Genomic DNA, 21,940 nt, shown 5'->3' with positions numbered 1-21,940 from the left:
GGAGTAGGATGGATTTGCTGCAATGCAGCAAAATTTGCAGCATGAGCAATCATACGAGGAGGGAGCACATGAGCCAGATGCCGAAGCCCGGCAAGGAAGCCGTTGTGGAAGACGCCCGCGAGCCCGTTCGTGAGGCCGCCGAGGCAAGAGACAATTTCGTTACCCTCTACGGCCGCGGAATCGACCGCATTGCGGAGATCCAGAAGCGGTTCATCGATATTGCAGTGCAGCATAACGGAGAGACGATCGAAACCTGGAAGAAGATGGCGCAGAAGATGCCGGGTGGCGCGCGCCTGCCGTTGCTGGATGTAGCTGCGAGCATGTTCGAGCGTTTCGCGGATACGCAGAAGCATGCGATTGACCTGGCGGTGGAGCAGAACCGGGCGTTGATCGAGTCGGTGAAGGACCGCGCGTCGGTGGCGAACAAGGCGACCGAGGCCGCGATCCATATGACGAACCAGGCGATGGAGCGGTCGGTTGCGGCGCAGAAGAAGGTAGTGGAGACCACGGTTGCGCAGACCAAGGCCGTGATGGAAGCGACGCGCCAGCAGATGGGCGCGGCCGGCGTTCCGACGGATTCGGCAGTGGCATCGTTCCAGCGCGGCGTGGATTCGTTTGTGGAAGCGCAGAAGGAGATGCTGGATTTGGTTACGCATTAGGAGTGTCCGGGCTAAAACCCGGACCTGCCTGCCCGGACCTAGCGGCCCGGGCCTGATGCGTGTGCGCCGACGGAACGTGATGCTGTTGCGGCCGTCACTGACAATGCAAGCTGCGAAAATGGGTAATTGTGTGAGTTGAGGTGTCCCTATGGCAGAAGTGAAGGACGAGAAGGCCGCAACGTACGATCCTTTTGAACCGTTTCGCGAGATGCGCGATGCGTATCTCGACGCCATGTCAAAGACGATGGTGGAAGCGGTGAACTCGGAGGCCTATTCGAAGGCGACGGGCGCCATGCTGGACTGGTCTTTGACGGCGACAACCCCGATTCGCGAGGCACTGGAGAAGTCAATGCTGCAGGCGGTGCAGCAGCTTTCCCTGCCGTCGAGGCAGGAGGTGGCGTCGCTTGCGGAGCGTTTTACGAACATGGAACTACGGGTGGATGACTTGGATGCGAAGCTCGATCGCGTGCTGGAACTGCTCGCGAAGATGCGACCGACGCCACCCGCGGAGCAAACGGATAGCCGCGAGCGGCCGGCCGGCAAACCTCACAAGTGAGAACGTCGTCCGGGGCTCCGTTTGCTCCCCCTCGGGGATTGAAGAAAGCGGGCGAATTAGTGGACAGCCACGTAGCGGATGAAAAAGCAGCGACGGGCGGGAAGTCGATGATGGCTGAGCTTGCCGCGTTCGAAGAACGGATGCGAAGGTTCAGCCGCGTGGTGAATACCAAGGCCGCCATTGCGCAGAGCCCGAAGACTCAGATATGGGCGCTGAACAAGGCGAAGCTGTACCGGTACGACTCCCCGCCCGAGATGAGACACCGGCATCGCGTTCCGCTGCTGCTGGTGTTCGCGATCATGAACCGGCCGTACATTCTGGACCTGCGGCCGGGCAATAGCTTTGTCGAATTCATGGTGGGGCGCGGGTACGATGTCTACCTGCTGGACTGGGGAACCCCGGGCATTGAAGACAAGAACATGAAGCTCGAGGACTATGCGGTCGAGTACCTTCCGCGGGCGATTCGCAAGGTGAAGCAGATCTCAGGCTGCAATGAATTCAGCATGCTGGGATGGTGCATCGGCGCGATTCTGACGACGATTTACGCTGCGATGCATCCCGATGAAGGATTGCGCAATTTGCTGCTGCTGACGGCGCCGCTGGACTTCACGAATCGCAACGGGCTAACCTTCGCCAAGTGGACGGACGAGCGGTACTTCGATCTGGAGAAGGTGCTGGCGGCCTATGGCAATATGCCGGGCGAGATGATCGATTATGGCGCCAAGGCATTGAAACCGGTTGAGAACTGGGTGGGCAATTACTGCAAGCTGTGGGACAACCTGGATGATGCGCGCACGGTAACTGCATGGCAGGCGATGAACACGTGGGTGACCGACAACATTCCGATGGCGGGCGCGGCGTATCGGCAGCTTATTACGGATTTTTATCGCAACAATTTGCTGATTCAGAACAAGCTGAAGATCCGCAATGAGGCGGTGGATTTGAGCCGGATCCACGCGAACCTGCTGACGGTGATTGCGGAGGGCGATCACATTACGCCGCCCTGCCAGTCGGAAGCGATCATGCACAAGGTGTCGAGCCAGGACAAGCAGCTCTATCGGATACATGGCGGACACATCGGCATCATGGCTGGCAGCGCCGCGCACCGCACGACCTGGCCGCATATTGAGACGTGGCTGGGCGAGCGGTCGAAGTAGGACATTAGATTGGAAGGCCCATCTTCGTCGGGTGAGTAGCGCCGACGGAGATGGGCCTTTTGTTGTGAGCCACAAGGAGTTGGAAACATCCCTCAGAGGCTAAAGCCCCACCCATTTTTGAGCCTTTTCGGCACGACTGAAGTCGTGCCATTTCACAAGGCCGGTGCCTGCCGAGTTTTGCGCGGCTCCACTCCTTACATGTAGATGCCGCCGTTGACGTTGATCTGCTGGCCGGTGATGTAGTCGCCGTCGCAGACGAGGAAAGCAACGGCTTTTGCTGTCTCCTCAGGCAGACCAAACCGGCCCATAGGAATGCGCGCCTTGATCTGATCCTGGACGTTGGGCGGCACTCCGGCGAGCATGTCGGTTTCAGTGAATCCCGGGGAGATGACGTTGGCGGTGATGTTGTATCTGGCGAGCTCGAGCGCGAGCACCTTGGTCATGGCGATGATTCCGCCTTTGCTGGCGGCATAGTTTGCCTGTCCGAAGTTTCCGGCCTGGCCGACGAACGAGGCGATGTTCACGACGCGGCCGTACTTCTGCTCGATCATGTTGGGCAGTACGGCGCTGGTGCAGTAGAAGACGCCATTGAGGTTGGTCTCAATAACTTCTGCCCAGTCTTCGTCGGTCATCTTGCGGATGGATTTGTCGCGCGTGATGCCGGCGTTGTTAACGAGGATGTCGACGTGCTGGTAGCGGTCAAGCACGTCGCGCACGAGTGCGCGGGCCTGAAGCCGGTCAGAGATGTCGTGCTGGAACAGTTCGCACTCGCCGCCGTTCTCGCGGATTGAGTTGCGGACTTCTTCCGCGCAACTGAAGTTGTTGCGATAGTTAATGGCAACAGAGGCCCCACGCTCGGCAAGTTCTTTGGCAATGGCCCGGCCAATTCCGCGCGAAGAGCCGGTGATGAGTGCAACCTTGTGTTCAAGAGGGCGATGGAATGAAAGCTTCGGTTCGATGAGTACTTCGGTCGCCATTGGGGTCCTCCTTTCCTAGTTGAGAGCTTCGAAGATGGCGGCAATTCCCTGCCCGCCGCCGATGCACATGCTGACGAGAGCGAACTTTCCGCCGGTGCGATGCAGCTCATGCAGAGCCTTGACGGTGATGATTGCGCCAGTGGCTCCGATGGGATGACCGAGTGAGATACCGCTGCCGTTGGGGTTGACCTTCTCGAAGGGCAACTGCAGTTCGCGCTGCACGGCGAGGGCCTGCGCGGCGAATGCTTCGTTGAGTTCGATCACGTCCATGTCGGAGATGGAAAGGCCGCTGCGGTCCATGACTTTCCGGATCGCCGTGACGGGTCCCATGCCCATGATGTCTGGAGCGACGCCGGTGACGGCGTAGTCGACAAGGCGCGCCATGGGTTTGAGGCCGGCGGCTGCGGCGGCATTGCGCTCCATGAGGGTGACGGCTGCCGCTCCATCATTGATGCTGGAGGCGTTTCCCGGCGTGACGGTGCCATCGTTTGCGAAGGCCGGTTTCAGCTTGGCGAGGTTCTCGCGCGTGGCATCGGCGCGGGGAGATTCATCTTGCGCGAACTGGGTTACGCCGCCTTTGACCTTCTGTTCGATGGGGACGATCTGCTCAGTGAAGTAGCCGGCCTGGATAGCGGCGACTGCGCGCTTGTGGCTTTCGACGGCAAGGCAGTCCTGGGCTTCACGCGAGACGTCGAAGCGACGCGCGATGTTCTCCGCCGTGATCCCCATGTGGACGTTTTCGAACGGGTCAGTGATGGCGCCGACGAGGGCGTCGAAGGCGCTTGCGTCATTGAGTCGTGCGCCCCATCGCATGGATTGCATCCAGTAGGGGGCGCGGCTCATGCACTCGACGCCGCCGGCTACTGCGGTGTCGCACTGGCCCCGATAGATGATGTCAGACGCGGTGACGATGGCCTGAAGGCCGCTGCCGCAGAGGCGGTTGAGGGTGAGCGCCGGTGTGCTGACGGGAAGGCCGCCACGCACCGCGGCGACCCGCGACAGATACATGTCTTTCTGGTCGGTGTGGATGACGTTGCCGAAGACCACGTGGCCGACTGAGTCGGGAGTGACTCCGGACCGCTTCACGGATTCCTCAAGAACCTTTGCGGCGAGCACAGTGGGCGGAAGGTCTTTGAGTCCGCCGCCGAATTTGCCGATGCCTGTACGCACTGCGCCGAGTACAACGATTTCGCGCTCTACCATGGAGATCATCACTTTCTGCCTGCGACCGTGTGACAACAGCTCTCCTGTCGCACACCACGAGTGCGTCAGACTTGGACCTGATATGGTGCCGGAAGCCGAGAAGAAGCGGAGCCGCCGCAGAGCTGCCCTGCGGGGTCCACGCGGGAGTCCAATAAGACGGTGCACGTTCGCCGGCCCACGAAGTGCGCGGACCTGGAAGAGCCCTTTGTGGGTCGGATTAAGCGTCAGCGGGAACTACTCTAAAGAACGTAAGAACATCCAGACTTCCCTGCTCTCCGACGCACGTTCGCCTGGGGTCGTCCACGCAGGGCTGGAGGGTTCCAGTAGGCATGAATGCGAATAAGCTGGCGAGCGGACCAGCCTCATTGCGGAACAGGTCACAGTAGTCCAATTCAAGAAACGCGTCAACCCGAATTATTCCCAGTTAACGCGCCTGTTAATCACTCGGCCTCAATTGCTAACCAAGTGATAACGGGGTGGGAGGCGGATCACATGCCGGGCTCGACGGTGCCGGCGTTGCGAAGAATGCGGCGAACTTTTTTGGGCGAGATGGAAAGGCGGGCAGCGACACGCGCGATCTTTCTGCCTTCGCGAATCCAGACTTTAGGGATGACGATTTCGGCGAATTCCTCGCTGATTTGCTGGAACGTTTTGTTGCCGAGCATGCCTTCGGACCATCCGCGCAGTGTGTCGTTGATGCCGGAGGCCTGGACGATGCGCGACTTGAGCATGGAGAGATCTTCGACCAGGTGATCGTTTTCGCCGGGTCCGATGAGGCGCGTTGCTTCGGCCGCGCATTTGCGCGCCTCTTCCCAGTCCTGGAAGAAGTCGTTGGCTGCGGTGATGCCGCGGGCGATGCAGGCTCCGGCTAGCAGGCGCAGATTCTGCGTGCCGTGCGCGAGCTTCAGCGCCTCGTCGCTGTATTCGCGCGCGCGGTTGGCATGGACGGCAACGTCAACGTCTTCGCCGGTCTGTTCTTCGACGTGCGCGTTTTCGATGGCGGTTTCGAGAATGCGGGCGCGAGCCATGAGAATGTGATCGCCTTGCTGGAGGCCGATGCGATAAGCCTCGGCGGCTTCAGGGGTGGCGCGATCGATGTCGCCGCGGTCGAGGTGCAGATAGCCGAGGTTGAGAGTGACCTTGCCGATGCCGTCCGCGTGGCGATGCAGATCGTAAATGGTGCGCGCGCGATTGAGGTCTTCCATGGCCTGCAGAGAGAGTTCCTGGTAGCGAGCGCGGAGGGACTCAGTGGAAGCAGGCGTGGCCTTGTGAGCGGCGCCGCGGGCGCGTCCGGACTGGGCTTGGCGATCGATGCGCTTGCGAATCTGCAGGGCCAGCAGGCGGCGCACATACGCAGCATTGACCAGGGCGCGGGCCAGGTTGAGATGGTTGGCATCGCGGCGCGCGTACAGATCCATCGCACGCTTGAAGTGCTCGAGCGCACTCGTGTATTCGCCAAGGCGGCGAACGATGCGGCCCCGCGCGGACTCGATGTTGCCCAGCGCGACGTAGTGGTCGGTGGTGCGAAGGACAGTTTCGGCGCTGGCGAGAATCTGCATGGCTTCGCGGGTGAGGCCTTTTTGGAACAGCAGCCAACTCTCCTGAACCTGCACGACGGCGGTGAACATTTTGTCGTTATGTCCTTGTGCCATTTCACGCGCACGGGCGATGTGCTCAAGAGATTTTTCGTATTCGCCCTTTTTGCGGTGAGCACGGCCGATCCAGAAGTGGGCTAGTGCGCAGTCGGACTCTTCGCCGAGGTCGTGCAGGGTATGCAGGACGAGTTCCAGCGCTTCGATGGCGGCATCGCTGTCGCCGCGGGCGAGACTGGTGAAGGCTTCGGCCATGCGCAGGCGAAGATAATCCGCAACGCTGAGGCGCGCTCTGCCGTTGCCGCGAAACCGCTCGAGGAGGCTATCGAGGAAGCGGTAATCGCGATAACCGAGGTCGACCCATTGCGCGAGCAGCAGAAGAAGGCGGGCTGAATTCGGCCAGTCGGGGCTGATCTTTTGCAGTTCATTTTCGGCTGCATCGAGCATGGCGATTCCCTGCTTGATGCGGCGCTGGCAGAGTGCGGTGGCGAGATCGTCGGCAAACTGGCGGCTTAGAGGCATTGCAGCATCCTCCGTGGTGATTAGCCCGAAACGGTCGAGCGCGGGCAGGGGCGCGACGGTCGAGTATGAGAGCGGCGTGGCTCATACCTTTGTCGGACTCTCGCAGCGGGGATTATCGCTCCAGGCGGGAACTGTTGTCCACATGTCCGAATCGGATCAGTGGAGCTTGCCAGTCCGATTTCTTCGCGCTTTACTCGAACACATATTGCTGCGCTGCGGCAAATGCCGGCCAGCATGGAGGATTGGAAAGCGATGGAGAATCATACGACAAGCATCAACGGCTGGAACTCACCCCGTTGGCATGGGACCACCCGCACTTACACGCACGAACAGGTGAACCGGTTGAGGGGTACTGTTCATGTGGAGCACTCGCTAGCCCGCGCCGGTGCCGAGAAGCTGTGGCGGATGCTTCATCGCGAATCGTATGTGCCGGCGCTGGGTGCGCTGACAGGCAACCAGGCTGTTGAAATGGCTGCTGCCGGGTTGAAGGCGATCTATCTGAGCGGATGGCAGGTTGCGGCCGATGCGAATCTGAGCGGGAATATGTATCCGGATCAGAGCCTGTATCCAGCGAACAGTGTGCCTGCGGTGGTGCGTGCGATCAACAGCGCGCTGATTCGCGCTGACCAGGTGGCTCACTCCGAGGGACAGAAGTCCATCGATTGGATGTTGCCTATTGTGGCTGACGCAGAAGCTGGATTTGGCGGCGTGCTGAATGCATTCGAACTGATGAAGGCGCTGATTGAGGCGGGCGCCGCCGCAGTGCATTTTGAGGATCAGCTTTCTTCCGCGAAGAAGTGCGGGCACATGGGCGGCAAGGTGCTGGTGCCGACGCGCGAGGCGGTGCAAAAGCTCATTTCTGCGCGGCTGGCTGCGGATGTGATGAATGTGCCCACGGTTCTGATTGCACGCACAGATGCGGATGCGGCGCAGTTGATCACGAGCGATTGCGATCCGGCGGACCGGCCGTTTATCGCCGGAGAACGCACGGTGGAGGGCTTCTATTCGTTCCGCGGCGGACTGGATGCTGCGATTGCGCGCGGGCTGGCGTATGCTCCGCATGCCGACATGATCTGGTGCGAGACGTCGGAGCCCAATCTCGAAGATGCGCGCAGGTTCGCTGAGGCGATTCATGCGCAGTTCCCGGGCAAGCTGCTTGCGTACAACTGCTCGCCCTCGTTCAACTGGCGCGCCAAGCTGACGCTGTCGGAGATCGCGTCGTTTCAGGTGAAGCTCGCGGCGATGGGGTACAAGTTCCAATTCGTCACGCTGGCGGGGTTCCATGCGTTGAACCTATCGATGTTCGAGCTGGCGCATGAGTACAGCCAAACAGGCATGCTGGCCTACTCACGCGTGCAACAGCACGAGTTTGAAATGGCGGAGAAGCATGGCTACGGCGCGGTGAAGCATCAGCGCTTTGTCGGGACGGGGTATTTCGACCAGGTGGCGACGACGATTGCGTCGGGGAATATTTCGACGTGCGCGCTGCCGGGATCGACGGAAGAAGAGCAGTTCGAGGATCCGTACGATCACGAGGTTCCGCAGCAGCAGCAGGCGACGGCGTAGTCTTCGCACTTCATCAACCGGATCGATAATCAAAGGATGGATGACGTACGAATGTCGACGATTGCCCCAATTTCAGAAGCTGCGCTCTCGCTCGAGGAGCGGGAGCGCGAGATTCTTACGCCCGGAGCTGTAGCTTTTCTCAGCGAGTTGGATAGACGATTCGAAGCGCGGCGCGTTGCGCTGCTGGAAAAGCGGCGTGAGCGGCAGGCGTTCTATGACCGCGGCGGCTTCCCTTCTTTCCTCGCGGAGACGGAGGCGATCCGCGATGCGGATTGGAAGGTTGCGCGGATTCCAGATGAACTGCTGGATCGGCGCGTGGAGATTACAGGGCCGACCGAGCGGAAGATGGTGATCAACGCGCTGAATTCAGGCGCGAATGTATTCATGGCGGATTTTGAAGATGCCAATTCTCCGACGTGGGCGAACTGCATCGAAGGCCAACGCAACGTGCGCGATGCGAATCGGCGGAAGATCAGCTGGTCCTCGCCCGAGGGCAAGGTGTATGAGCTGAAGCCGGACCCTGCGGTGCTGTTTGTGCGGCCGCGTGGCTGGCACATGGTGGAGAAGCACATGCGTCTCGAAGGGCGCCCGATGTCGGCATCGCTGTTCGACTTCGGACTGTACTTCTTTCACAACCACCAGATTCTGCTCGATCGGGCCTCGGCGCCTTACTTCTATCTGCCAAAGATGGAGAGCCATCTGGAAGCTCGGCTGTGGAATGACGTGTTTGTGTTTGCGCAGGAGTATGTGGGCGTGCCGGTTGGTACGATTCGCGGGACAGTGCTGATCGAGACGATTTCGGCTGCGTTCGAGATGGACGAGATTCTGTATGAGCTGCGCGATCACTCGGCGGGACTGAACTGCGGGAGGTGGGACTACATCTTCAGCTTCATCAAGAAGCTCCGCAACCATGCTGATTGCGTTTTGCCGCAGCGCAGCGATGTGACGATGACGCAGCCGTTTCTGGCGTCGTATGTGGAGTTGCTGATTCACACGTGCCACAGGCGCGGGATTCATGCGATGGGCGGAATGGCGGCGCAAATTCCGATTCGCAATGACGCACAGGCCAACGACGAGGCGATGCAGCGGGTGCGCGAAGACAAGCTGCGTGAAGTGCGCGCGGGGCACGACGGAACGTGGGTGGCGCATCCGGGGCTGGTGCCGGTGGCGAAGGCTGTGTTCGACGAGTACATGCCGGAGAAGAATCAGATTAAGCCGCCCGCGTTAGCGCAATCGCGCATAACGGCGGAGAACCTGGTGGAGATGCCGAAGGGCAAGATCACCGAGGCGGGGCTACGGCGCAATATTGATGTTGCGTTGCAGTATCTGGAGTCGTGGTTGCGGGGCAATGGCTGCGTACCGATTTACAACCTGATGGAAGATGCGGCGACGGCGGAAATTTCGCGCACGCAAATCTGGCAGTGGATTCGCTATGGCGCGAAGCTCGACGATGGCCGCACGATCACGGCGGAGATGCACGACGCGATTCTCGCGGACGTACTGCGGCAGGCGAGGGATGCGATGGGCACGGAACGGTTTGCGGCGAGCAAGTTTGCGAGGGCGGCGGAATTGCTGCGGGAGCTGAGCACCGGGGAGTTCCGGGAGTTCCTGACCACGATGGCTTACGAGGATCTGGTTTAAATAGATATAAATAGACTCACATTATGGCCGAACGGCGCGGAACGGAGGGATACGGCGATCCTTCCGTTCCTCGTTCTTTTATCTGCCTGATGGTCCCGGTGGTTAAGAAATCGTAAAACTCGAGGGGACGATCCTGCATCTTGAGGGTTATACTGCATTGCAGCATTGCAGCGCTGCATTGCAACATTTCCCTTAGAACAGGACCGCAGAGCCATGAGCATCACTGAAACCGTAACCGTCCGGGCCTTTGAAGCGCCTTTCTCGCTGGAAGGCAAAACCGCCATTGTCACAGGAGCCGGTCGGGGTATCGGCAAGTCGATCGCACGCCGGCTGGTGTCGGCCGGGGCGTCCGTCATGATCTGCGACCTCGACGAAAAGATGCTCGTTCAGGCCGCGGAGGATCTGGGCGACTCGTCGCGCGTGGGGCATTTCCAGGGCGATCTCACGGATCCGCTGGTGCCTGGCGAACTGGTGGAGGCAACGCTGGGCACGTTTGGCGGAGTGGACATTATCGTGAACAACGCCGGATACAGCTGGGACAACGTGATCCAGAAGACGACAGACGAGCAGTTCCAGGCAATGCTGGAGATTCACCTGGTGACGCCGTTCCGGATTCTGAGGGCCGCGTCCGGGTATATCCGCGACGCTGCGAAGCATGAAATTGCGTCGGGACAGCGCGTGATGCGCAAGGTGGTGAACATCACCTCGATCTCGGGCACGGACGGCAATCCAGGGCAGGTGGGCTACTCGGCCGGCAAGGCAGGCGTGATTGGGCTGACCAAGACACTGGCGAAGGAGTGGGGCCGGTACAACGTGAATGTGAATTCAGTTGGGTTCGGGCTGATTGAGACACGTATGACGCAGGCGCTTGGCGCCGATATCGCACAGATGGAGATGCACGGCCACCAGATCAAACTGGGGGTACAGCAGGCGATGCTGGACTCGGTGAAGAGCGCATGCCCGCTGGGGCGGTTGGGCACGCCGGAGGAAGCTGCTGGTGCAGTGCTGTTCTTCTGCTCGCCGCTGTCGGACTACGTGACGGGCGAGGTGCTGATCTGCGGCGGGGGACTGCATTTCTGAGTGAGTAGTGGGTAGTGGGTAGTTGTGAGTGAAACGCGAAGAGGCATTCTCGGGCGAGAATGCCTCTTTTGCTTGTCGCAAATGTGACCCTTGATTCGTTAGCCCAAGGTGTTGGAGCTCCGATCAGTTCCAGGCGGCTGGTTCTGGTTCCGGCAGGAGCTGGGTTTCGGCGATTTCAGATTCCTCATCCCCTTCGTCAACGAGTTTCCAGACATTCATCCAATGCTGGAAGCTGCACTCCTCGCCCGAATCGAACGACTCGAGTACCAGGCGTACAGGAACGGAAGGATGTGCGGTAGGAACGGTTTGCGTAAGAGATTGCATAAAAGCCCTCCGGCGAGTGATCCCGGTATCGGCCCAGTCAGCAGAGATTAGCACAGACTGATCCGCGAATTCGGTGACAAAGGTCCAAAAATCGCAAGAAAGCGCCGCAAAACAGAATCGAGTCCGAAGCGGCTCCAGCAGCAGCGTGGGAGCCGCCCGGAGCGTCCCATTTTTGCGGACTGATTCGGTCCGAAAATGTCCGGGCGCACTCGCCCGGGCTGAGGGAGGAGGCATAAGGAAAGTCTTTTCAAGACTGCAAAAATGTCTCATACTCCTAACACCCGAAACCTTTGGAAAGGTCGAAAGATGGGAGGCCAAAACCCATTGCCGCCTCAAACAGAGGCTACAGAGCGTGATCGTCTTGAGGTAGCCAAAGAGATATTTAAGATGTTTGCGTTGGAGCGAGGAGTGCACCTGGCTCTGAATGCCGTTACCTTTGCGGTTCTGATTGGTGCGGCCGCAAATATGTTCTTCGTCGCCAAGAAGGTGGATACGGCTGCCGTGACGCTCGTTTGCGGTTCAGGCGGGCTCATTGCGCTGACTTCGGCTCGGCTACTGCAGATGTGGACTGACATTTTGAATCGAGTGTTCGGAAAGCTCTAATTCTATGGACGAACTATCCAGCAAATTGAGTCGCCCAGAATTTCACGAAGCGCGGAGGTCTGCCCGCACGGCTACCCTGCTGACGCTGGTGTCCGGACTAGTGGTGTTAGGTTCCCTCGTCTACGGCGCTTATCAAATTCGCTCTTTGGATACGGCACTGGCTGATCGCCATAAGCAAATCGAGGGTCTAGACAAAGATATTGCTGCGAAAAAGACGGCACTGCAGGGCCTTGAGACGCGGGTTAGCGATTTAAATGCCGTTGTCGCGGCAATTCCGCCGGAGCAGGTGAAGCAGGCACTGTCGAATCCCTCTGTTGACACGTCGAGCCTTCCTGCCCGGGTCTATATTCACATAGCCAGAGAGGATCAACGCCAGACCGCGGAGAAGGCGGCTGCCAGTTTGAGAGCAGCGGGCTTGATAGTACCCGGGATCGAGTACGTCGGAAACAAGGCCCCCAATCCCACTCAGGTAAGGTATTTTCAGCGAGCGGACGAAAACGGAGGCGACCTTTCGCGAATTGTCCAGACGCTGAACGCGGCAGGCATTCAGGCCAACGGGCAATACGTATCGCTTCCGTCGTCTACGGCGCGCCCTCGTCATTTTGAGCTGTGGTTCGGGAAAGATGCATAGGAAGGCGTCTGGATAGTTTCGCGAAACTGAATGGCTGTTTGCAAAGCAAAAGGCCCGGAGCGATTGCTCCGGGCCTTTTGAGTGTTGATTGGGATCCAGGTTATTCGGCAGCGGCTTCGACGGCCTTGGTCTGGGCGACGGTCCAGTCGGGCGCGCCAACCTTGAAGCGGGCGAAGCGGCGGATCGTGATGTTCTCGCCGAGCTTGCCGACCTTCTGCGCAATCAGTTCCTTGATGGAGATGGACTGCTCCTTGATGAAGGGCTGCTCGAGCAGGCAGACTTCCTCATAGAACTTGGCCATCTTGCCATCGACGATCTTCTCGATCACCGGAGCGGGCTTGCCGGTAGCGGCAGCCTGGGCACGGTAGATCTCCTTCTCGCGCTCGAGGTCCTCGGGGGTGACATCCTCGGGCTTCACGTAGCGCGGATCGCTGGCGGCGATGTGCATCGCGATGTCCTTCATCAGGTCGCTGAAGTCCTCAGTGCGGGCCACGAAGTCGCTCTCGCAGTTGAGTTCGAGCAGCACGCCGATTTTGCCGCCGGCATGGATGTAGGTGCCGATGGCGCCTTCGTTCGTGGAGCGGGCAGCCTTCTTGGCCGCCGAGGCCATGCCGCGCTTGCGCAGCACCACCACAGCCTCTTCGATGTTGCCACCGGCTTCCTCGAGCGCCTTCTTGCAGTCGCCCATGGGAGCCATGGTCATGTCGCGAAGCTCTTTTACCATCTTTGCGTCGATCTTCTTCTCGCTCACTGTCATCTCTCTTTTCCTAATCTCGGGTCAATCGCCTTTGGATTCCCGCAGGGGCCTAAGGCCCCATCATTAATCATCCTGCCTGCGGATTGTCAGGGCTGAAGCCCTGACCTACCAGCCCTGGCCTACCAGTCGTGCCGTGTTACGAGACTTCTGCCGCGCAGAGAAAAAGCGTGGCCCCGAAGACTGCGCGGCCACGCTTTCGATCATGCACGCGTTATGCGCAGACGAGTATTAATGACCGCCTTCGGCAGCCTCGGCCTCTTCCATGAGGGCGGCGACGGCTGCGGGCGCCTTGCGGATGCCGCTGCCGAGGGCCGTCTCGAGGTCGATGTCCTCAGTGGAGGTAGCTTCCGCCGCCGTCTCATCGGCCGGAGCCGCGGGAGCCTCTTCGGCGAACATCTTGTCGCCCACCAGGTTCACGCCCTCGGCAGCCGAGTCGGCGATCTTCGAGGTGAACAGGCGGATGGCGCGCAGGGCGTCGTCGTTGCCAGGAATGACGTAGTCGACCACGGTCGGATCGCAGTTCGTATCGACAACGGCGACCACCGGGATGCCGAGCTTGCGGGCTTCCTTCACGGCGATAGCTTCGTTGTTCGAGTCGACCACGAACAATGCGTCAGGCAGTCGCTTCATATTCTTGATGCCGGCCAGGTTTGCCTGAAGGTGCTTGCGCTCGCGCTCGAGGCGGATCACTTCCTTCTTGGTCAGCAGGTCGTAGCGGCCATCGGTAGCCATGTCATCGAGTTCCTGAAGGCGCTTCACCGACTTCTGCACCGTCACCCAGTTGGTCAACAGGCCGCCGAGCCAGCGGTTGTTGATGTAGGGCATGCCCGCGCGGCCGGCTTCTTCAGCAACGGCATCCTGGGCCTGGCGCTTGGTGCCGACGAAAAGGATCGTCTTGCCTCCGGCGCACAGATCGGTAACGAACTTAGACGCATCCTTGAACAGCTTGAGCGTCTTCTGCAGGTCGATGATGTAGATACCGTTGCGCTCGCCGAAGATGTATTCCTTCATCTTGGGGTTCCAGCGCTTGGTCTGATGCCCGAAGTGAACACCAGCTTCGAGCAGCTCCTTCATTGTGATCGTGGCCATTGGCCTCCTTCGTGGATTGCATCCGGGTGGTCGATGCCAGCGCCCGAATTTAACCCGCTTATGCGGGAGATAGGTTGAGCCGGTAGCTTGGAGCCCGCAGCTTGAAGCTCAGAACTGGAGCTACGGGCTACAGGCTACCGGCGGATAGCTGAAGCGGTTTAGCGCTTCGAGAACTGGAACCGCTTACGGGCGCCCTTCTGTCCGTACTTCTTGCGTTCCTTGACGCGAGCGTCACGGGTGAGCAGGAGTTCGGCCTTCAGCGCCTTGCGCAGCTCGGGATTGAACTCAATGAGTGCACGGGCGACGCCCATCTTGACTGCGTCGGCCTGGGCAGCTACGCCGCCCGAACGAACCGTCGTGACCACGTCAAAGTTTGCAGCCATCTCAACGACAGCCAGCGACTTCTTGGCTGCGGCGCGCTGCTGCTCGGTGACGAAGTACACGTCGAAAGCCTTGCCGTTTACCTTCCACTCGCCCGTTCCGGGGCGCAGAAAGACACGGGCGATCGCCGACTTGCGACGCCCCGTTCCGTAATACTGAACCAGATCTGCCATTCAATCCTCTTAGCCTGGAGCCAGGAGCCTGTAGCCCTTAGCTCGCCTTGAAACTTCAATCATTCGTGGCCCGCTATATTCAGCTACGGGCTGCCGGCTACAAGCTGCCGGCGTCTACGCCACTTCGAGCGCGACGGGCTTCTGCGCGTCGTGGGGGTGCTTGTCGCCGCGGTAGACCTTCAGCTTGGTGCCCATCTGGCGGCCGAGCTTGGTCTTGGGCAGCATGCCCTTGATGGCCTCTTCGAGGATCTTCTCGGGCTTGCGGGCGAGCAGGCGGGTGAACGACTCCTCGCGAAGGCCGCCGGGGAAGCCGGTGTAGCGGCGATAGACCTTGCTCTGGCTCTTGAGGCCGGTAAGGCGAACCTTATCGGCGTTGATCACGATGACGTGGTCACCCATGTCAATGTACGGCACATACTGGGGGTTCAGCTTGCCGCTCAGAACGCTGGCAGCCTTGGTGGCCAGCCGGCCCAGAGTCTGGCCGCTGGCATCTACCACATACCACTTGCGGTCAATGTTTTTGCCGCTCGGAACAAAGGTCGACATTTTTCTCCTGCCTCTAACACTTCCTGACCGAGCCCACAGCCGGCCGCGAAATACGTCGCGCAAAGCGCGTGATCCCATGCAAAATGCACGGGTTAAAACTGCACCCACTCGCCAAACAAACCTGTTCGGGTGAGGATAGCTCCCTGGGTACGCCCAAGGCTGCGGGGTTTGCCCTCTTTGGGCTCCTGGCTCTGCTGACTCCCGTGATTCGCGGATTCAACAGAAGGTGGCCTGCGCTGATGGAACTTCCCTTGGGAGGGGGCTCTATCAGCCGGGTCCGGGACTACATACACAGACCCCAGGCGCAACACCGCACAAGGACTCCAGAATACGCGATTTGCGGTACGGAGTCAACGAAATGACACTTCGGCGAGATGGGCCGCAGGATGCGCGAGATCGGTATCGGTGTTGGGCCTCCGGCATTGATCGGGTACACATTTTCAGCTCCGGCGACTTGGACACGCCTTTTCGGTGGGGGCCAGCGCAGACCTGATCCGCCGGGTAAAGCAGCCCGGCAATGAGAATCCTAGTGGAATCCGCAGGCGCATTCGGATTGTGCTTTGCGTAACATGTTCCTTTTGCTACTTTTGTTACTTCGGAAACATTCACAAGCCAGTCCTCAAGCGCCCATATTGAACGAGGGCATTTGCGGGCCGAGTCTTAAGGGATGTCCTCTGAACAGACCAATACGAGCAGCACCGAGGGAGTCAAACTGGCTGGCGCCACCTCATCTACGGCGGACGAGCAGAGCGGGAAATCGTCCGTTGGCCGCAAAGTAGCCGCGGGTGCGATCCTGCTGGCGGGCGTGGGGTATGTGCTGACGCTCTTCGTGATGGGGCTCAGCGACCGCAACGCAGCAGAGCGCGACTTCATTTCTTATTGGGCGGCCGGAAGCCTGGCCGTGCAGGGCGGGAATCCGTACGATCCTGAGGCGGTGCGGCAACTCGAGGTGAACGCCGGGCGGGATCGGAATGCGATGGTGCTGGTGATGCGCAATCCTCCGGTTGCGCTTCCCCTGGTGGCACCGCTGGGTCTAGTCAGCCCCAAGGTCGCGCTCATTGCGTGGCTGATTCTGCTGATAGGTTCTTTTGGCGCTTCAATCTGGTTGGTCTGGCTGATGCATGGCAAGCCGGGGAGTTCGTACCACTTGATAGCGATCGGCTTTGCGCCGGCGCTGGCGTGCCTGATGGCGGGCCAATTTGGGATGTTTCTGCTGCTGGGCGTGGTTCTGTTTTTGTACTCTGAACAGAGGCGGCCGATGCTGGCGGGCGCAGCCCTGCTGTTGTGCACATTCAAGCCGCATCTGTTTGTGCCGGTCGGCGTTGTGCTGGCGCTTTGGATTGTGACTGCGCGTAAGTGGCGCGTGGCTGTGGGATGCGTCGGGGCAGTGACTGCGGCGCTGGGCATTGCTCTCGCTATCGATCCACAGGCGGTGAATCAGTACCTCTCGTTCATGCGCGCGGGCGAGGCCGCGTCGGAACGCATTCCAGCGCTAAGTGTCGCGCTGCGTTTTGCCATCAGCCCGCATAGCACGTGGATTCAGTTCGTACCGCTCATCCTGGCATGCGCATGGGCCGGCTGGTACTTCTGGACGCGCCGCGAGCAGTGGAACTGGGGCGACCACGGAATGATTGTGCTGCTGGTGGCCGCGATGTGCGCGCCTTATGGGTTCCTCACGGACGAATGCATGCTGCTGCCGGCATTGCTGGCCGGTGTGTACACCGCGGTTGAGCGCAAGCGATCGCTGGTGCCAATTGCGTTCTTTGCCGGCGCGGCCCTGCTGGAGTTGCTGGCCGGCGTGGAGATGAAGACGCCGTACTTCATGTGGACCACGCCCGCATGGCTGGTGTGGTATCTCTACGCGACGCGCGGCAGCATAGAAGCAGAAAGCCGGAGCATCTCTGCCCCGGCTCTCTAATTTGCTGTTCCCTTCCCGTTAGGCCACGGCTGTCTCAGCCGAGCGGACGCGGTAGCGCTTCATCTGAATCGAAAGCGCCCTTTCGATCTTCTGCAGTTCGCGCTTCTCATCGGGCATGGCGAAGGTGCTGGCTACGCCCTTGCGGGAGGCGCGGCCGGTGCGGCCCACGCGGTGCACGAAGTCTTCGGCCAGCTTGGGGAGGTCGTAGTTGACCACGTGGGCGATGTTCTTGACGTCGATGCCGCGGGCGGCGACGTCTGTGGCTACCAGCACGCGGTGCCTGCCCTCAGTAAAGCTGCGCAGTGCAGAGTTGCGCTGCGACTGGGAGCGGTCGCCGTGGATCTGGGTGGCGGCGTGGCCGGAGCGGCTGAGGCGGTGGGCGAGGCGATCGGCGCCGTGCTTGGTGCGCACGAAGACGAGGAAGCTGCCCTGGTCCTGGCCGAGCAGGTGCTCGAGCAGTTCCTGCTTGTTCTCCTTCGTGACTTCAAAGGCACGCAGGTCAACGCTCTCGGCTGGCTTGGAGACATTGCCGATCTCAATGCGGACCGGGTTGGTGAGGTACTTCTGCGCGACGTCCTTCACCTGGCCTTCAAGCGTGGCCGAGTAGCACAGGGTCTGGCGCTGCTTGGGAAGCTCGGCGCAGATGCGTGCGATGGCGGGCTGGAAGCCCATGTCGAGCATGCGGTCGACTTCGTCGAAGACAAGCATCTTGATGTTGTCGAGCTTGACGAGGCGACGCTTGATGTAGTCCTCAAGGCGGCCCGGGGTGGCAACGATGAGACGGGCGCCGCGGCGAATGGTGTCGAGCTGCGGACCCTCTGCGAGGCCGCCGACAACGAGCGCGACCATGTCGTTAGCGCTCGGCCGGATGGTGCGGTACGCCTTTTCGACCTGCATGGCGAGCTCGCGCGTGGGCAACAGGACGAGCGCGTTGGCGGTCTTTTCGGGGGTCTTCTGCAGCATCTCGATAATGGGAAGCAGGAAGCTCAGCGTCTTGCCGGTGCCAGTCTGGGCGGTGGCGAGCACGTCGCGGCCCTCGAGAGCGGGCGGAATTGCCCCGGCCTGTACGGGCGTGGGGGTGGTGAACTTGTTGTGGTTGAGCTTCGCCAGCAGCGCCGGCGAGATGGAGAACTGAGAAAACTGATTGGACAAAATAGGATCCTGGAGTTCCGGCGGCCCATTTCCCGAACGGCCACACGTGGAACCCGAGTTTGCCGGCGCACATGTATGCACACGCCGAACTATGCAATCTGCGTAAGAGGAAGCAGCATCCGTGTCTGCGGAGCTGAAGCTGACCCACGCTGTGAACAGCCGCACGGCAACGCTGCCGGCGACTACCCCAACCCGCGCAAAACGAATGCGGCGGAAGAACTCATGCAGACCGGAACATCACCGGCTGCTCTTGGGGTTACGCTGTAGGGGCTTGGGGGAAATTCTGTGTTGGCGCTTACCGCGCCGCTCACGACCAAACAACTGAGCGTAACTTGATGGTATCACAGAAGCTGTTTTAATTCGCGCCGGAGGGGATGACGACCTTGGGAGATGCCGGAATGTGCGTGACGTTGCATATGGTTGCGAGTCTCGATGGGTTTATCGCACGGAAGGACAACAGCGTCTCGTGGCTGGAGGACTCCGGAGCTGTCTACGAGGCGGGAGCTACGGTTTCAACTGAAGAGGCCGAGGCGTTCGTGAAGACCATCGATTGCTATGTGATGGGCTCGCATACGTATCAGCATGCGCTGGAGCTGGGGTGGGTGTATGGCGATACGCCGACGGTTGTGGTGACTTCAAGGGAGTTGACCTCGGCTCGGGCGAGTGTCGAGTTTTATTCGGGCGATCTCAAGGCGCTTTTGGAAGAGAGGCTTGCGCCGCGATTCAGGAACATCTGGCTGGTGGGCGGGGCGATGTTGTCGCAGCGATTTCTTGAGCTGGGGCTGGTGGATGAGATTCGTTTGACTGTGGCGCCGGTTTTGCTGGGGGATGGGCTGAGGCTGTTCGGGGAGATGCAGCAGAGCAGGTGGGGTTTGAAGAATGTGACGGCTTATAAGAATGGGTTTGTGGAACTGCACTATGCGGCGACGAAGGGGTGAGGGTTTGTGGCTTCCCACTTCTCGATCGGTGAGACTGCTCGAGAAATGGGGCACCCTCGGTTAGTGCGGGAACGCTCTAGCGGCTGGGTGTGGTTCGTGGTTTCCCGCCCTGTCGACAGAAAGATGTCGACAGGACGGGGCACGGGAGGTTTATTGCGTGACGGTCAGTTCGGCGTGGAGGGGGGCGGTGGAATCCTCACCCGCCCATACGTCGAACGTGCTTGGCTCAACCACCCAGTTCTTGGTCTGCGGGCTCCAGAACTCGAGCTCATCCTTGCCCAGGGGGAAGGTCAGCGTTTTGGTTTCGCCGGGCTGGAGGGCTACGCGCTGAAAGCCCTTGAGCTGGCGCACGGGGCGCGAAGCCGATCCCCAGCGCTGGTGGATGTAGACCTGTCCGACAGCATCTCCCGCGACCGAGCCTGTATTCGTCACTTCGACCGAAACCTGCGTGCTGCCGTCGGTTCCGATGCTGGCCTGGCTCAGCTTGAGGTTTGCGAACTTGAAGGTTGTGTAGCTGAGGCCGTATCCGAAGGGGTAGAGCGGCTTGGACTGGATATCCCAGTAACGCGAGGTGAACTGCGGGCGGTCTTCTGGCTCGTGAGTGAGGTTGTGGTTGTAGTAGAGGGGCTCGGCGCCGGCTACGCGCGGCCAGCTCACGGGCAGCTTGCCTCCGGGATTCACATCGCCAAAGAGGACGTCCGCGATGGCGTTGCCGCCTTCGGTTCCGGGATACCAGGCTTCAAGGATGGCGGGCACATGCTCCGCGGGCCAGCGGATGTCGAGGGGACGGCCGGCGAGCAGCACCAGCACAACCGGCTTGCCCGTGGCGACTGCAGCTTCAAGCATCTGCTGCTGGATGCCAGGGAGGTCGAGCGTGGCGCGCGATGAAGCTTCACTGCTCATGCTGGCGATTTCGCCCATGGCAGCGACGACCAGGTCGGCGTCAGAAGCGGCGGCTTTGACTTTGGCGATCCAGTCGGCCGTCTCCTGCGGGGTGGGCGGGGGCAGTACCTTCTTACCGGCGAGTTGATCGAGAAGACCCGGGAAGACGCGCGAGAGCTCGGGGCCGGAGACGGTGGAGATCTGCGCGTTGGGTAGCTTGTTCTTGAGGCCGGCGAGCAGGGTAACGGGGTGGCTCTTGGAGCCGTTGCCGAAGAGGCCTTCGACGGTCCAGCCGCCTTCGATGTCGTGGGTAGAGTCACCGAGAGGACCGATGAGCGCGATCTTCTTGATCGAGGTCTTGAGCGGCAGCGTCTGCTTATCGTTCTTCAGCAGCACCATGGAACGCGCGGCCAGCTTGCGCTCGAGGGTGAGGCCCTCGGGACGGTTCAGCGTGGCTTCGACCTTTGATTCGTCGGCGTAGGGATGGTCGAACAGGCCGAGCTGATATTTGGCCGCGAGGATGGGAAGCACCATTGCGTCGATCTGGGCTTCGGTGACCTTGCCGTCCTTTACGAGCTGGGCGAGATTTTTGGTGTAGGTCTGGCTCGCCATGTCCATGTTGAGGCCGGCCGTGATGGCTTTGTAAGCGGCATCGCTGGGGTCCTTCGCGTAGCCGTGAACCTGCAGACTACCCACCGCGAAGGCATCGGAGACGAGGAAGCCCTTGAAGCCCCACTCGTTGCGGAGGATGTCAGTAAGCAGCCACTTGTTGCCGCTGGCAGGGACGTCATTCAAGTCCATGTAAGCAGACATGAAGGAGCCGGCGCCTGCCTTCGCCGCCGCGTAGAACGGAGCGAGATAGACATTGCGGAAGAGCTCTTCGGGAATGTACGAGGAGTCATAGTCGCGGCCGCCATCTGCAGCGCCGTATCCAGCAAAGTGCTTGACGCAGACGAGGACCGAGTCGGGGCCGAGTTGATCGCCCTGAAAGCCGCGCACCTGGGCGGCGGCCATGGCTTTGCCCAAGTAAGGATCTTCACCTGCGCCTTCGACGATGCGTCCCCAGCGCGCATCACGGGCGATGTCGACCATGGGGGTGAAGGTCCACTCGATGCCGGCGGCGCGGGCGTCCTGCGCGGCGAAGTGCTGTGCCTGCTCCTCAACACCCGGGTCCCACGAAGAGGCCATGGCGAGCGGCACCGGAAACACCGTGCGATAGCCGTGGATGACATCGAATGCGAAGAGGATGGGAATGTGGAGGCGGGATTTCTCAACCGCGATGTGCTGCAGGCGATTGATCTCCTTCACGTTGGTGAGCCAGAGGATGGAGCCGACTCGGCCCTGCTCGATGAGGGTGTCAGGCTTTTCGGATCCGAGCATAGGCATCTGGATGCCTGCAGATTGATTGAGCTGACCCACCTTTTCATCAAGATTCATCTGCTTGAGAAGGGCCTGAGCACGTTGCTCGGATTCGTCGCGGCTGATGGCCTGGCCGTAGGTTTTGGCGACGGTTGCGAGCACAAGAAGAATGAGCGCTGTTTTTCGAAACATGCGAATGCCTCACTGAAAGTGAAGCAAGAGAATACGGCGGCA

The 21,940-nt window shown here is 60.3% G+C and carries 20 protein-coding genes; 10 read left to right on the top strand and 10 right to left on the bottom strand.

The genetic code is table 11. The features are described from left to right. Positions 1-68 precede the first annotated feature (68 nt). The 3 genes from MOP44_RS16125 (at position 69) to MOP44_RS16115 (ending at position 2,372) form a co-directional block, all read left to right on the top strand. Complete coding sequence (locus MOP44_RS16125; protein WP_260791168.1) at positions 69-659, top strand: hypothetical protein; 591 nt, start codon at positions 69-71, stop codon at positions 657-659. Between the two features lie 148 nt (positions 660-807). Beyond that, entirely contained in the window at positions 808-1,215 is a 408-nt protein-coding gene (locus tag MOP44_RS16120; RefSeq protein WP_260791166.1) for a hypothetical protein, read from the top strand. Positions 1,216-1,253: 38 nt separating this feature from the next. Continuing rightward, positions 1,254-2,372 (top strand): alpha/beta fold hydrolase, encoded by a 1,119-nt coding sequence (locus tag MOP44_RS16115; RefSeq protein ID WP_260791165.1) that lies wholly within the window; start codon positions 1,254-1,256, stop codon positions 2,370-2,372. A gap of 194 nt (positions 2,373-2,566) precedes the next feature. Here MOP44_RS16115 and fabG read toward each other — a convergent pair whose 3' ends face one another. From fabG to MOP44_RS16100, 3 genes are all read right to left on the bottom strand, one after another. Beyond that, the gene (gene fabG / locus MOP44_RS16110; RefSeq protein WP_260791163.1) at positions 2,567-3,349 is read right to left on the bottom strand and encodes a 3-oxoacyl-[acyl-carrier-protein] reductase; all 783 of its coding nucleotides are present in this window, start codon (positions 3,347-3,349) and stop codon (positions 2,567-2,569) included. Between the two features lie 15 nt (positions 3,350-3,364). Further along, entirely contained in the window at positions 3,365-4,561 is a 1,197-nt protein-coding gene (gene bktB, locus MOP44_RS16105) for a beta-ketothiolase BktB (RefSeq protein WP_260791161.1), read from the bottom strand. Positions 4,562-5,040: 479 nt separating this feature from the next. After that, a complete protein-coding gene (locus tag MOP44_RS16100) occupies positions 5,041-6,666 on the bottom strand; it encodes a tetratricopeptide repeat protein (protein WP_260791159.1) in 1,626 nt (541 codons plus the stop codon). 252 nt (positions 6,667-6,918) lie between these two features. Here MOP44_RS16100 and aceA point away from each other — a divergent pair, with 252 nt between their 5' ends. From aceA to MOP44_RS16085, 3 genes are all read left to right on the top strand, one after another. Then, positions 6,919-8,232, top strand: coding sequence for an isocitrate lyase (aceA, locus tag MOP44_RS16095; RefSeq protein WP_260791157.1), 1,314 nt, complete (start codon positions 6,919-6,921; stop codon positions 8,230-8,232). Between the two features lie 36 nt (positions 8,233-8,268). Beyond that, positions 8,269-9,873: a malate synthase A gene (aceB, locus tag MOP44_RS16090; RefSeq protein WP_260791155.1), complete on the top strand. Its 1,605-nt coding sequence runs from the start codon at positions 8,269-8,271 to the stop codon at positions 9,871-9,873. A 213-nt stretch (positions 9,874-10,086) separates the two neighbouring features. Further along, on the top strand, positions 10,087-10,953 hold the full coding sequence (locus MOP44_RS16085; protein WP_260791153.1) for an SDR family NAD(P)-dependent oxidoreductase: 867 nt from the start codon (positions 10,087-10,089) through the stop codon (positions 10,951-10,953). A 123-nt stretch (positions 10,954-11,076) separates the two neighbouring features. Here MOP44_RS16085 and MOP44_RS16080 read toward each other — a convergent pair whose 3' ends face one another. Next, positions 11,077-11,277, bottom strand: a complete 201-nt coding sequence (locus MOP44_RS16080; protein WP_260791151.1) for a hypothetical protein — start codon at positions 11,275-11,277, stop codon at positions 11,077-11,079. A gap of 387 nt (positions 11,278-11,664) precedes the next feature. On the opposite strand from MOP44_RS16080, the gene MOP44_RS16075 reads away from it, so the two are divergent. Together MOP44_RS16075 and MOP44_RS16070 are read left to right on the top strand one after the other, a co-directional pair. Then, complete coding sequence (locus MOP44_RS16075; protein ID WP_260791150.1) at positions 11,665-11,880, top strand: hypothetical protein; 216 nt, start codon at positions 11,665-11,667, stop codon at positions 11,878-11,880. Positions 11,881-11,884: 4 nt separating this feature from the next. Beyond that, positions 11,885-12,511 carry a hypothetical protein gene (locus MOP44_RS16070; RefSeq protein WP_260791148.1) on the top strand — a complete coding sequence of 209 codons (627 nt, stop codon included), beginning with the start codon at positions 11,885-11,887 and terminating at the stop codon, positions 12,509-12,511. Between the two features lie 100 nt (positions 12,512-12,611). Here the strand turns inward: MOP44_RS16070 and MOP44_RS16065 are convergent, their stop codons facing one another. The 4 genes from MOP44_RS16065 to rplM form a co-directional block, all read right to left on the bottom strand. Beyond that, positions 12,612-13,268, bottom strand: a complete 657-nt coding sequence (locus MOP44_RS16065; protein WP_260791146.1) for a translation elongation factor Ts — start codon at positions 13,266-13,268, stop codon at positions 12,612-12,614. Positions 13,269-13,496: 228 nt separating this feature from the next. Further along, entirely contained in the window at positions 13,497-14,357 is an 861-nt protein-coding gene (gene rpsB, locus MOP44_RS16060) for a 30S ribosomal protein S2 (RefSeq protein WP_260791144.1), read from the bottom strand. A 158-nt stretch (positions 14,358-14,515) separates the two neighbouring features. Further along, positions 14,516-14,911, bottom strand: a complete 396-nt coding sequence (rpsI, locus tag MOP44_RS16055; protein WP_260791142.1) for a 30S ribosomal protein S9 — start codon at positions 14,909-14,911, stop codon at positions 14,516-14,518. A 114-nt stretch (positions 14,912-15,025) separates the two neighbouring features. Beyond that, a complete protein-coding gene (gene rplM, locus MOP44_RS16050) occupies positions 15,026-15,457 on the bottom strand; it encodes a 50S ribosomal protein L13 (RefSeq protein ID WP_260791140.1) in 432 nt (143 codons plus the stop codon). 667 nt (positions 15,458-16,124) lie between these two features. Between rplM and MOP44_RS16045 the strand changes: the two genes are divergently transcribed. Beyond that, positions 16,125-17,375 (top strand): glycosyltransferase family 87 protein, encoded by a 1,251-nt coding sequence (locus tag MOP44_RS16045; RefSeq protein ID WP_260791138.1) that lies wholly within the window; start codon positions 16,125-16,127, stop codon positions 17,373-17,375. Positions 17,376-17,393: 18 nt separating this feature from the next. Here the strand turns inward: MOP44_RS16045 and MOP44_RS16040 are convergent, their stop codons facing one another. After that, positions 17,394-18,527 carry a DEAD/DEAH box helicase gene (locus MOP44_RS16040; protein ID WP_260791136.1) on the bottom strand — a complete coding sequence of 378 codons (1,134 nt, stop codon included), beginning with the start codon at positions 18,525-18,527 and terminating at the stop codon, positions 17,394-17,396. A 374-nt stretch (positions 18,528-18,901) separates the two neighbouring features. Here MOP44_RS16040 and MOP44_RS16035 point away from each other — a divergent pair, with 374 nt between their 5' ends. Next, entirely contained in the window at positions 18,902-19,465 is a 564-nt protein-coding gene (locus MOP44_RS16035; RefSeq protein ID WP_260791135.1) for a dihydrofolate reductase family protein, read from the top strand. A 150-nt stretch (positions 19,466-19,615) separates the two neighbouring features. On the opposite strand, the gene bglX is transcribed toward MOP44_RS16035, so the two are convergent. Then, the gene (gene bglX, locus MOP44_RS16030) at positions 19,616-21,898 is read right to left on the bottom strand and encodes a beta-glucosidase BglX (RefSeq protein ID WP_260791133.1); all 2,283 of its coding nucleotides are present in this window, start codon (positions 21,896-21,898) and stop codon (positions 19,616-19,618) included. Between the last annotated feature and the right edge of the window lie 42 nt (positions 21,899-21,940).

This window comes from Occallatibacter riparius (assembly GCF_025264625.1).
Classification (GTDB): domain Bacteria; phylum Acidobacteriota; class Terriglobia; order Terriglobales; family Acidobacteriaceae; genus Telmatobacter; species Telmatobacter riparius.
The sequence above is the reverse complement of the archived record's forward strand: the minus strand, read 5'-3'. Positions and strand labels throughout refer to the sequence as shown.